At 63.9% G+C, this 12,134-nt stretch carries 9 protein-coding genes; 5 read left to right on the top strand and 4 right to left on the bottom strand.

What is annotated here, in order from left to right; genetic code table 11:
• Window positions 1-273 precede the first annotated feature (273 nt).
• On the top strand, window positions 274-1,083 hold the full coding sequence (locus tag ACP2YP_RS25460; protein WP_426419030.1) for a rhomboid family intramembrane serine protease: 810 nt from the start codon (window positions 274-276) through the stop codon (window positions 1,081-1,083).
• 187 nt (window positions 1,084-1,270) lie between these two features.
• The gene (locus ACP2YP_RS25455) at window positions 1,271-1,699 is read left to right on the top strand and encodes a CBS domain-containing protein (protein WP_426419029.1); all 429 of its coding nucleotides are present in this window, start codon (window positions 1,271-1,273) and stop codon (window positions 1,697-1,699) included.
• 19 nt (window positions 1,700-1,718) lie between these two features.
• On the opposite strand, the gene ACP2YP_RS25450 is transcribed toward ACP2YP_RS25455, so the two are convergent.
• On the bottom strand, window positions 1,719-2,738 hold the full coding sequence (locus tag ACP2YP_RS25450; protein WP_426419028.1) for a patatin-like phospholipase family protein: 1,020 nt from the start codon (window positions 2,736-2,738) through the stop codon (window positions 1,719-1,721).
• 246 nt (window positions 2,739-2,984) lie between these two features.
• On the opposite strand from ACP2YP_RS25450, the gene ACP2YP_RS25445 reads away from it, so the two are divergent.
• From ACP2YP_RS25445 to ACP2YP_RS25435, 3 genes are all read left to right on the top strand, one after another.
• Window positions 2,985-4,058 (top strand): hypothetical protein, encoded by a 1,074-nt coding sequence (locus tag ACP2YP_RS25445; RefSeq protein ID WP_426419027.1) that lies wholly within the window; start codon window positions 2,985-2,987, stop codon window positions 4,056-4,058.
• Between the two features lie 307 nt (window positions 4,059-4,365).
• Window positions 4,366-4,560, top strand: coding sequence for a hypothetical protein (locus tag ACP2YP_RS25440; protein WP_426419026.1), 195 nt, complete (start codon window positions 4,366-4,368; stop codon window positions 4,558-4,560).
• Between the two features lie 967 nt (window positions 4,561-5,527).
• Window positions 5,528-7,990: a putative bifunctional diguanylate cyclase/phosphodiesterase gene (locus ACP2YP_RS25435; protein ID WP_426419025.1), complete on the top strand. Its 2,463-nt coding sequence runs from the start codon at window positions 5,528-5,530 to the stop codon at window positions 7,988-7,990.
• Here the strand turns inward: ACP2YP_RS25435 and ACP2YP_RS25430 are convergent.
• The 3 genes from ACP2YP_RS25430 to thrS all read right to left on the bottom strand — a co-directional run bounded on the left by ACP2YP_RS25430 (window position 7,976) and on the right by thrS (window position 12,010).
• Window positions 7,976-9,244 carry a serine hydrolase domain-containing protein gene (locus tag ACP2YP_RS25430; RefSeq protein WP_426419024.1) on the bottom strand — a complete coding sequence of 423 codons (1,269 nt, stop codon included), beginning with the start codon at window positions 9,242-9,244 and terminating at the stop codon, window positions 7,976-7,978. The two genes, ACP2YP_RS25435 and ACP2YP_RS25430, sit on opposite strands and share 15 nt — an antisense overlap.
• 66 nt (window positions 9,245-9,310) lie before the next feature.
• Window positions 9,311-9,874: a nitroreductase family protein gene (locus ACP2YP_RS25425; protein WP_426419023.1), complete on the bottom strand. Its 564-nt coding sequence runs from the start codon at window positions 9,872-9,874 to the stop codon at window positions 9,311-9,313.
• 93 nt (window positions 9,875-9,967) lie between these two features.
• The gene (thrS, locus tag ACP2YP_RS25420) at window positions 9,968-12,010 is read right to left on the bottom strand and encodes a threonine--tRNA ligase (RefSeq protein ID WP_426419022.1); all 2,043 of its coding nucleotides are present in this window, start codon (window positions 12,008-12,010) and stop codon (window positions 9,968-9,970) included.
• Window positions 12,011-12,134: the final 124 nt, after the last annotated feature.

The raw sequence follows: 12,134 nt of genomic DNA, 5'->3' as shown, positions 1-12,134 counted from the left end.
GTCAAACAGTTTGGTCACTGGCCGCGGGGAGGGGTGGGGATACTCCTTGTTCCTCTGCGGCATGATCCGGAAAAGTGCGTAGCGGTTTTCCGGCAAGATCATGCTCAAATAACAACCTGAAGCGCGGTCACGCGCTTTAGGGGCCGGCAAGATCGACACGGACAGGCAGGGCTTTCCCAGGGCCCTGCCTTTTCCTTTTGTGCACTTGCGCAAGGCCGGTAAAGGCGACTATCTCCAAGCTGTTGCTTCGATCGCGCCTGAAAGCGAACCCCCTTGGATTCCCCGCCACAACCACCGCCAGACCAACCGGTCGTCCTCGAAGAGGCCCCGCGCGAGCCGATCCTGACGCTGCCGTTGCCGCTGACGGCCTATGTCGTCCTGCTGGCGGTGATCCATCTGCGGGTGCTGCTGCCGCCCGAGCTGGAGAACTGGACCATCGACGTCTTCGGCTTCATCCCGAAGCGCTACGATTCCTCACTGGTCAATTTGCAATTCGAGGGCGGTGCCGGTGCCAAGGTCTGGACCTTCGTCACCTATTCGCTGCTGCATGCCAACCTCACCCATCTCGCCTTCAACGTGCTGTGGCTGCTGCCGTTCGGCAGCGCGCTGGCGCGGCGGTTTGGCGCGGTGCGCTTCCTCGTGTTCCTGGCGGTGACGGCCGCCGCTGGCGCGCTCGCCCATCTCGTCACCCACGAGCACGCGGTGGTGCCGATGATCGGCGCCTCGGCCTCGGTATCGGGCGCGATGGCGGCGGCGATCCGGTTCGCCTTCGTGCGCGGCAGCTTCCTGTCGTTCAGCCGTTCGGACGCCGATACCGCCGCAAAGGTTCCGGCTTTGCCGCTGTTGCAGGCCCTGCGCGACCGGCGCATCGTCGGCTTCCTGGGCGTGTGGTTCGCCCTCAACGTCATCTTCGGCGTCGGCGCCATCGGCGTCGAAAGCGACAGCGCGGGCGTGGCCTGGGAGGCGCATATCGGCGGCTTCTTCGCGGGGCTGTTGCTGTTCGCGCTGTTCGATCCCGTGCCGCGTGTGCGAAGCGATGATGCTGCGGATGCGTCATCACAGGACATTTCAAACGGTATTTGAAGCGGCGCTTGCGGCGTAGCCCGAATTCATCCATCATTCCCGAGAAGAATGTTCCGAAGCAGCAAGCTCATAGAAGCTGCGCTTCGCAAAGCGCCTGAAGGTGAAACCGGCGCCGAAACTGTTAGTTGAAGACTCGCGAACAAGTCCGGGCCGCGCAAAGCGAACGGATCCGATTCAGGAGGCGACAATGACGGTACGTTCCATTCTCAATACCAAGGGCCACCAGATCATGAGCGTCGAGCCCGACGCGAAGCTGGCTGCCGCAGTCAAGTTGCTCGGCGAGAAGAAGATCGGCGCGGTGCTGGTGATGAACGAGAGCCGGCTCGAGGGCATCCTGTCGGAGCGCGACATCGTCCGCGTGCTCGGTGAGCGCGGTGCGGGCGTGCTCGAAGAGCCAGTGGCTCAGGTCATGACCCGCAAGGTCGTCACCTGCAAGGAGACCGACACGGTTGCCGAGCTCATGGAAATGATGACCACCGGTAAGTTCCGCCACCTCCCTGTGCTGGATAACAACAAGGTGGTCGGGCTGATCTCGATCGGCGACATCGTCAAGCGCCGGGTCCAGGAATACGAGTCCGAGCAGGAAGCGCTGCGCGACTACATCAAGACGGCCTGAGCCGCCTTACGCGCCGAGCTTACTCCACCGCTTTGGGCGCGGCGCCTTCAGGCGCCGGCGCCAGCACGTCGATCGTTTCCTGGATCGACTCCAGCGCGCGTTCGGCGGCGCGGGTGCCGTGCGCGATCAGCTCCTCGGCGCGATGGAAGTCGAACCAGCCGTACTGGCCGACCCGCGGCGTGATCAGAAGGTCGGGCGGATCGCCGGCGAGCCGCGCGCGGGTGATGCGGTCCTGCATGATGTTGAAGGCATCCACCATCACCGAGGAGATGCCGGGACGACCAGCGGTGCCGAAGAACTCGCGCTTGACGGTGTTCTCCGGCGAGAAGAAGCGCGGAAAGCGCCGCTTGGCCGGAGTCGTCTCAGTGACTGGGGCAACCGGCGCGGGTCTCGTACCGTGCTGATAGATCGTCGTCGAATGCGTGAAGACGTCGGTGGACAGATTGACGGCGATGACGATTTCGGCCCCGAGCGCCCGCGCAGCCGAAACCGGCACCGGATTCACCAGCGCGCCGTCGACCAGCCAGCGGTCACCGATCATCACGGGCGAGAAGATGCCGGGCAGCGCATAGGAGGCACGTATCGCCTCGATCAGGCGGCCGCGCGTGAGCCAGATCTCATGGCCGGTGCGGACCTCGGTCGCGACCGAGGCATACTTCATCGGGAGGTCCTCAATCATGGTCTGGCCGATCGCCTTCTCGAGCCGGCTAGCGAGTTTCTCGCCACCGATCAGGCCCGAGCCGTCGAGACGGATGTCGAGATAGCCGAGGATGTTGCGCACGCCTTGCAGGCTGCGCGCCCAGTCTTCCAGCGTGTCGAGCCGGTCGGCCGCATAGGCGCCGCCGACGGCCGCGCCGATCGAGGTGCCGACCACGACATCGGGCACGATCCCGTTGGCCAGCAGCGTCCTCATGATACCGATATGGGCAAAACCGCGCGCCGCACCGCCGCCTAGCGCCAGGCCAAGGACCGGTTTGCGAATGCTGCCGAGCCCGACTTTCTCGCCATTGGAGGCATTCACGCTCCGACCTCTCAACATCTCCGAAACTCTCCTAACTCCGGGCCGTCCTCACTCCAGAGTAGGCGCCGCGCTTCCGCTTCGCCAGACAGAGGGCAAAGCTTGGTTTATAGCGTTCTGGACGCAGGGGGCAGGAGTATGGCGAGCGCCGGTTGCCTCTGATGTAATCACGCAGGCGTCATTCGGGTTCCATAGAACTGCTCGGGCCGTAATTCCCGGGGTTTCAGAGGCTTGAATTTGCCGCGTTTTCGGTGAAAAGCAAAGGGCATGACTCTCGGGGGTGACGGCATCATCGGATGGCGGCGCGGCGGCAAGCTGCTGCCGGTGCTCGTCCTTGCCGCATGCCTCGTTGTTTCAGGCCGGAATGCTGCGCAGGCCCAGCTTTTCTTGGATCGGCCGCCGCCGGTGCCCCCGGCTTCGGTACCGGATCCCGGCGGCGCCGTCAGCCTGGCGCCGCCCTCCGGTCCGGGCGCCGGCCCGCCGAGCCTGCCGCCGACCCTGACGCAGCCGAACACGCCCACCATGCCGCCGCCCGCGGTGACGAGCGTTCCGCCGGCGGCCCCCCTCAATGCGGCCGCGCTCGGACAGGCCGTGCTGTCCCTGAGCGCCAAATACGGCAAGGACACGCCTGCGATCAGCAGCGGCCTAGTGTGGCGGGTGTTTGCCGATCGTCCCGACGAGAACGGCACCTTCAAGCTGATCCGCGAGGATCGCAGCGCGACGCCCAACATCGTGCTGCCGCCGGGCAATTACGTCGTGCACGTCGCCTTCGGCCTCGTCAGCGCGGTGCGCACCGTCAGCCTGAAGGCCGAGACCGACCGCGAATCCTTCCTGCTGCCGGCCGGGGGCCTGCGCATCGAGGGCCGGGTCGGCACCAGCCGCATTCCGCTGAACCAGATCTCGTTCGCGATCTACAAGGGCAGCCAGTTCGAATCCGGCGAGCGCGCCTCGCTGGTGCCGAACGTCGCCGCCGGCGACGTCGTGCTGCTGCCGGAGGGCACCTACTACATCATCTCCAACTATGGCGACGCCAACTCGGTGGTGCGCTCGGACATCCGCGTCCAGGCCGGCAAGCTCACCGACGTCACCATCACCCACCGCGCCGCCGTGATCACGCTCAAGCTCGTCAGCGACAAGGGCGGCGAGGCGCTCGCCAACACCGCCTGGTCGGTGCTGACGCCCGGCGGCGACGTGATCAAGGAATCGATCGGCGCCTTCCCCCGCGTTGTGCTCTCCGAGGGCGAATACCGCGCCATCGCCAAGAACGAGGGCAAGGTCTACGAGCGCGGCTTCAACGTCGTGAACGGCGTCGACGGCGAAGTCGAAGTCGTCGCGCGCTAAGGCGCGACGTCGGGCCCGACGTGGTCGCGGCGACTTCTCATCTCGCGCACGGTGAATCTATCTCGGGATACCGTTTTGCTCGCGCGCACGGTGCGCCGCGGAACCGGTAAACACCGGCGACATCGGCTTATTCCAGGCTCGATGCGACGTCGTCATAACCGGTGCAAGATACGTATTTCCGATAATCAATTTCATTCGCTTTCCATCCTGCTGGGCTATATGTCGGGCATCCGTCCAATGGGGGAGGCCGGCGCAGGGCCTGGTGGCTTTGCGAGACCGGCAAGGAGCAGGGGCAAAGCTCGTCGGTATGTTCGAAGTGATCCTCACGAGGCGCAAACGGTTCGGTTGGCGGTGGCAGGTCTGCGACCAGTCCGGCAAGATATTTGCCGACGGCTTCGAGCGCACGCGGCCGTCCGCCAAATATCACGGCGAGCGCGCGCTGTTCTTCCTGTTGTCGCAGGCCCACTTGCGCAACCGTTCCGCGGCTGCGAGCGAGGACTAGATTCGATCGGTACGGGTCCGCAGCCTGGGTGAACGAAGCGACACCCGGGACCGCTCGTGGTTAGAATCCCAGATGTCGCTTTGCCCATCGAGCTACAAGACCTTGTGTTGCCCGACCGGCAAAACACGCCATCCCTTGGTCGATGCCGCTCACCAAAAATATTCCACTTTACCGAAATTCGGAAATGGCGTATGTGTCACTCACTCCGGCCCAAGGAAGAGGGGCGTATCCCGATCGTCACGAACGCGGGCCGGGCGGCGGTGGACGTGGGTCACATCGGCGCGAAAGGCTTCGCAGGGCGGGCAACCGTGAGCGGAGACCTCGCGCACACGACCGGTGTGATCTGCGTACGGCGAAATCGTGTGGTCCTGGCGCCCGGGGTCTGTGCGCCAAGACTCGTGGTGATGCGTGTGGCTCAACCGGGCCTCGTATCAGTCATCTGCGAGACGACGGGGGCAATAGTGCATCGCTCCCCGGGGAGAGCGCGACATAAGCCGTCAAACCACTGCGCAGGGAAGGCCGGATGTCCTGGCTTCACCTGTATGCCGCTGTGCAGAGTCTTGTAGCGCAACCATCGCACAGTGGACCGCGGGTGCCAGCCGGCACCCGGCCTTCCCTGCGCCCTCTTTCAATTGAGGGTGAGGCAACGAAGCAAGACTCGGGTGAAATGCGCCGCGAGGATGCGAACTCATGTCAGTCATTCAACGACGGTCTCGTGCCCCGGACGCAGCGCAGCGCGCAGCGGTGCGCTGCAGAGCCGGGGCCCATGCACCAGCGGGCGCGACTGGTGCTCCCCACACTCCGACGCATCGCATTTTACGCAACCGTCATAGTCTCTAACGCCCACTAACCATCGCTCGACTTAAAACTGTCATAATCACTAAAATGGAACCCGCGCTGTGACCTTTTTACGCGCCCTTAAGGGGGGCCCCATTGGATGAGGAGGGAAAGTGCGTTGGGGACTACGATGAGTGCCGCGAAAAGAGCGTCGGGAACGCCGGCCGCCGAAATGTTTGAAGACATTCCTGTGCTTCAGCGCAAATGGCGTGCTGCGTTGAAGCCGGGTGAACGGCTGCCGCGCTATGAGGACGTGATGCTCGGCAGCCTCGGACGGCTTGCCGACCATATCGCGCTGCTCAAGAGTGACGGCGCGCTCGAACTCTCGCGCAGTGGACGTTACGTGCAAAAATGGCTCGGCGAGGAACGCTGGGACATTCCCGTCGCGGAACTGTCGCCGGATTGCGCGACCGCGTTGTCCGAAGCGGTGGCGAACGCGCTCAAAAACGGCAAACCGCACCAGGCGAGCGCGCATTGCGTGCGCGACGGCATGGTCAGGACCTACGATCTGCTGGCGCTGCCGACCTCCTCGCGCTGGGGCGCGACGCTGGTCGGTACATACGTCAACGAGCGCGGCGCGCAATACAATCTGCTCGATGCGATCTTCTCCGCGACCGACGATGCGGTCGTCTCGCTGGCGGCCCTGCGCGATGCCAACGGCGTGCCGTTCGATCTCCAGGTCGTGCACCACAACAAGAGCGCCGGGCTGCTGCTGAACATTACGACCGGAGGTCTGCTGTGGCGGCGGATCGGTGAGGGCGGCACCTTGCTGGCTTCGCCCGAGATCATGACGTTTCTGCTCAAGGCCGTCTCCGGCGGCCGCGGCGAGCAGCTCGAGATTGAGCACGATGGCCGTTATCTCCGCTTGAGCGCCACCGCCTTCGCCGACGTCGTCTCGCTGGCGATCTCGGATGTCACCGCGCTGAAGCGCCGCGACGCCTCGTTCCGCCTGCTGTTCGACAACAATCCAATGCCGATGTGGGTGTTCGACGCCGACACCAAGCAATTCCTTGGCGTCAACGATGCCGCGGTCCAGCATTACGGCTATAGCCGCGCCGCGTTCCTGCGCATGAAGCTGCACGAGATCTGGCCCGAGGACGAATGGGACAGCCATGCCGAGGCGCTCGAGCGCATCGGCGATACCTATCATTCCTCTCGCAACTGGCGGCATCTGCGCGCCGACGGCAGCGAGATCGAAGTGCTGACCTTTGGCCGCCGCGTCGTCTTCGACGATCGCGATGGCTATCTGGTCGCGGTGGTCGACATCACCGAGCGGCGCAAGGCGGAGGCGCGGATCGCGCACATGGCCCACCATGACGGGCTCACCGATCTGCCGAACCGCGAATATTTCCAGGAGCGCTTGAAGCAGGCGCTCGACCAGGCCGGCGGCAAGCGTGTCGGTGTGCTCTATATCGACCTCGACCTGTTCAAGAACATCAACGACTCGTTCGGGCATCCCTCGGGTGACCACCTGCTCAAGGAGGTGGCCGAACGTCTGACCACCGCCGTGCGCGGCGCCAATCTCGCAGCAAGGCTCGGCGGCGACGAGTTCGCCGTGATTCTGGCGGCAGACGTCTCGCCGAACGAGGCCAGCGCTTGCGCGACCCTGCTGATCGACATGCTGAAAGCGCCCTATGACATCGACGGCCAGGAGATGGTGATCGGCGCCAGCATCGGCATCGCGCTGTCGCCGGGCGACGGCGAGACGTCGGAGGAGTTGATGCGCAACGCCGACATGGCGCTATACCGGGCGAAGTCCAACGGCGGCGGCGTGCATCATTTCTTCGAGCGCGAGATGGACCTCCAGGCGCAGAAGCGCCGCGACATGGAAGTCGACCTCCGCCGCGCCTTTGCCAATGGCGAGTTCGAGCTGCACTACCAGCCCCTGGTGTCGATCGCATCGGACCGCATCTCAGGATTCGAGTCTCTGCTGCGCTGGCACCACCCCGACAAGGGCATGATCTCGCCAGCCGAGTTCATTCCGGTTGCCGAAGACATCGGTCTCATCACCCAGCTCGGCGAGTGGGTGCTGCGTGAGGCCTGCGCCGAAGCGGTGAAGTGGCCCTCCGACATCAAGGTCGCGGTCAATCTGTCGCCGGCACAATTCCGCAGCCGCAATCTGGTTCAGGTCGTGATCTCGGCTCTGGCGCAATCCGGCCTTTCGCCGAAGCGGCTCGAGCTCGAAATCACCGAGTCGATCTTCCTGGCCGAGACCGACGCCAATCTCGCGATCCTGCATCAATTGCGCGAGCTCGGCGTCAGCATTTCCATGGATGATTTCGGGACCGGCTATTCCAGCCTGAGCTATCTCCGTAGCTTCCCGTTCGACAAGATCAAGATCGACCGCTCGTTCGTCAAGGATCTGGCAAACCGGCCCGATTGCGGCGCGATCGTGCGTGCGATCTCCGGGCTTGGGCGCAGCCTCAACATCACCACGACCGCGGAAGGCGTCGAGACCGAGGATCAGCTCGACTGGCTGCGCGCCGAAGGCTGCAACGAGGTGCAGGGTTTTCTGTTCAGCGCGGCGCGGCCTGCCGCCGAGATCGCAAAGCTGCTCGCCGATTTCGGCCGACGCGCCTCACGGGCGGCGTAGCTCTTCGGGGAAGCAGTCGTAGACCAGCGCCTTGAACGCCGGCGTGATGCGGCTGCGCTCGTTCTGGGTCTGCTGCATCAGGAGGTAGACCATGTCGAGCTTGGGATCGACGCCGAAATAGGTGCCGCTGCCACTGTCCCATTTCAATTCGCCGAGCGAGCCCGGCGGCGGTGGTTTCGCATTGCCGGGGTCGGTGCGCACAGCGAGGCCATAGCCATAGCCGAAGCCGTCGCCGGGGAAATAGAAATAGTCGCGCTCGACGCCAGAACCCGGACCGATATGATCGGTCGTCATGTCCTTGAACGCGGCCGGGCTGAGATAGCGCTTGCCGTCGAGCTCGCCGCCGCTGAGCAGCATTTGCGAGAAGCGGTAATAGTCGGTGATGGTCGAGAGCAGGCCGCCACCGCCGGATTGCCATTCCGGATGGTCGAGACGCTCGCGCTCGGCATCGAGCAGGATCTGATCGGTCGGCAGCGGCCGTGCCATGCGCTCGCGCTCGTCCGATGTCGTCAGCACGAATTTGGTATTGATCATGCCGAGCGGATCGAAGATGCGCTGCTTCAAGGCGTCGTACAGCGTCTGCCTGGTGATGATTTCGATGACGCTGCCGAGCACGTCGGTGGAATGACCGTAGCGCCACAGCGTGCCCGGCTGGCGCGCCAGCGGCAGCTTGGCGATACGGTCGGCGAATTCCCTGTTGTTGAAGGGCCCCTCGAAGATGTGGGCCGCCTTGTAGGCAAGCTCGACCCATTTGCCGCCGATATAGTCGTAGGTGATGCCCGAGGTGTGCCGCATCAGATCCCGGATCGTCACTGGATGGATCGGCGGCACCAGCTCGAGCGCCATCGAGCCGTCGGGCTTGGTGATCTCCATTCCCACCTTGGTGCCGGCGAAGAGGGGGATGTATTTCGACACGGGATCAGTGAGCGCGAGCTTCCCCTCGTCGATCAGCATCATCGCAGCCAGGCTGGTGATCGGCTTGGTCATGGAATGGATGGCGAAGATCGTGTCCGGCGTCATCGACAGCCGCGTCCTGACATCGCGCACGCCGAGCATCTTGAAATAGACCGGCTTGCCGTGCTGCTGGATCAGGACGATGGCCCCTGGCAAACGGCCGGCAGTGATCTCGTTTTCGAAGAACGAAGTGATGCGTCGCAGCCCGTCGGCGGAGGGGGCGGGGATGTCGGCGGCGCGACTCCGCGCCATCGAGCCCGCCAGCAGCGCGGCCCCGACCAAGAATTCACGACGCTTCATCCGGGCTTCCTCCCTCGCGCGAGGGATCAAAGCCGCAAGACGTTCGAGGCGTCAACAAGACGTCGGCTAAAAACGTGTCACGATTTCAGAAAGGACCGGTCGCGGACGATCCTCGCTTGGCCTGGTCGGCGTGCCGATGTGGACGAGGCCGGCGAGCTTTTCGTCCGCCTTGAGGCCAAGCCCGTCCAGCACGTCGCGATCGAACGAGAACCAGCCGGTGAGCCAACAGGCGCCATAGCCGAGCGCGGTCGCGGCCGTGACGATGTTCATGACGCTCGCGCCTGCCGACAATTCCTGCTCCCACGCCGGCACCTTGGGATGCGGCTTGGTGAAGCTGACGACACCGATCACCAGCGGCGCATCGGTGAGGCGCTTGCGCTCGGTCTCGATATCGGCCGCGGGGGCGCCGGGATTCTTGCGGGCAAAGACTTTGGCGATCACCTCGCCGGCGCGCTGGCGTGCATCGCCATCGAAAATGATGAAGCGCCAGGGCGCGAGCTTGCCATGATCGGGCACCCGTGCGCCGATGGTCAAAATGGTCTCGAGCTCGGCCAGCGAGGGACCGGGGCCGGTCATCTCGCGCGGCTTGATCGAGCGACGGGTCTTCAGGAGTTCGATGGCGTCGGGCACTGCGGTTACCTCTTCGGCTGGTCGTCGGGCGTGCCATGCCCAGATAAGCATGCACGCCCGCAACCGAAAGCGACTTTAGATCGATTTCAGGGATCAGACCGCCTCACGCATCCGCCGGACATCCGGCGGGGTCGCCTCGTCGACCAGGGCGGCGATCGCCTCTGCGGTCGTCATCACCTTCTGACCGTCGCTGCCGAGCCGGCGGATGGAGACCGAATGCGTTTCGGCCTCTTTCTTGCCGACCACGAGCAGCGCCGGGATTTTGGCCAGCGAATGCTCGCGGACCTTGTAGTTGATCTTTTCGTTGCGCAGGTCGATCTCGACCCGAAGCCCTGCGCGCCGCGCCTGCTCCAGCACCTGCTTGGCGTATTCGTCGCCTTCGGAGGTGATGGTGGTGACCACCGCCTGCACCGGCGAGAGCCAGAGCGGGAAGTTGCCGGCATAGTGCTCGATCAAGATGCCGATATAGCGCTCCATCGAGCCGCAGATCGCGCGATGCACCATCACCGGCGGTTTCTTGCCGCCGTCATGGTCGATGTAGAACGCACCGAACCGCTCCGGCAGGTTGAAGTCAACCTGGGTGGTGCCGCACTGCCAGTCGCGGCCGATGGCGTCGCGCAGCACGTATTCGAACTTCGGCCCGTAGAAGGCGCCTTCGCCCGGATTGATCTCGGTCTTGATGTGATTGTTCTGCGACTGGATCTCGCGCAGCACGGTCGCCATCACGCGCTCGGCGTGATCCCACATCGCGTCCGTACCGACGCGCTTGTCCGGCCGGGTCGAGAGCTTCACGGTGAGATCGCCGGTGAAGCCGAAATCGGCGTAGGTCGACAGGATGAGATCGTTGATCTTCAGGCACTCGTCAGCAAGCTGATCCTCGGTGCAGAAGACATGCGCGTCGTCCTGGGTGAAGCCGCGCACGCGCATCAGGCCGTGCATGGCCCCGGACGGCTCGTAGCGATGCACCACGCCGAATTCGGCGAGACGCAGCGGCAGGTCGCGGTAGCTCTTCAGGCCATGCTTGAAGATCTGGACGTGGCCGGGACAGTTCATCGGCTTGAGCGCAAACCAGCGCTTGTCCTCGGCCTCATCGCCGGCCGACTGTGCCGCGAACATGTTCTCGCGATACCAGCCCCAATGGCCCGAGGTCTCCCACAGAGACTTGTCGAGGATCTGCGGCGCGTTGACCTCGTTGTAGTCTCCGGTCAGGCGGCGGCGCATATAGGCGATCAGCTGCTGGAAGATGGTCCAGCCCTTCGGGTGCCAGAAGACGACGCCTGGACCTTCCTCCTGGAAGTGGAAGAGGTCGAGCTCGCGTCCGAGCTTGCGATGGTCGCGCTTCTCGGCTTCCTCGATCTGCTTGAGGTAAGCGTCGAGGTCCTCCTGTTTGGCGAAGGCCGTGCCGTAGATGCGTGTCAGCATCGGGTTGTTGGAATCGCCACGCCAATAGGCCCCGGCCACCTTCATCAGTTTGAAGGCGTTGCCGACCTTGCCGGTCGAGGTCATGTGCGGGCCGCGGCAGAGATCGAACCAGTCGCCCTGATAGTAGATCTTGATCGGCTCGTTGCCGGGAATGGCGTCGACCAGCTCGACCTTGAAGGCTTCGCCCTTGTCGCGGAACACCTGTTTGGTCTTTTCGCGGTCCCAAACCTCTTTCGTGAAGGGTTTGTCGCGCGCGATGATCTCGCGCATCTTTTTCTCAATCGCGGCGAAGTCTTCCGGCGTGAACGGCTCGTTGCGGAAGAAGTCGTAGTAGAAGCCGTTCTCGATCACCGGGCCGATGGTGACCTGGGTGCCCGGCCACAGCGATTGCACGGCTTCGGCCAGAACATGCGCGCAGTCGTGGCGGATCAGTTCGAGCGCGCGCGGATCGTCGCGGTTGACGAGCTCGATCTTTGCATCGGCCTCGATGGGATCGTTGAGATCGGTGAGCACGCCGTCGAGCGCCATCGCAACGGTGCGCTTGGCGAGCGAGGGCGATATGCCCTTGGCGATATCGAGACCCGTGATGTTTTGGTCATATTGGCGCTGGGCGCCGTCGGGGAAGGTGAGGGTGACTTTGGCGGCGGGGGTCACGGGCTTCAGATTGCTGAGGGAGTATTGAAAGCCGGATTCGGACTTGCGGTCATCGGTCATTGCTTTTCTCCTGAGGCTCACTCCTGCGAACGAGCGCAGGTAAGCGGGAACGAGCGATATATCAGGCGATTCGGCCTGTGCAATCCGGCAATTCCAAGAAAGTGGCGCGCAAAAGCCGGGGCGG

This window comes from Bradyrhizobium genosp. A (assembly GCF_049949275.1).
Classification (GTDB): domain Bacteria; phylum Pseudomonadota; class Alphaproteobacteria; order Rhizobiales; family Xanthobacteraceae; genus Bradyrhizobium.
This window is presented reverse-complemented; position numbering and strand designations above follow the sequence as displayed.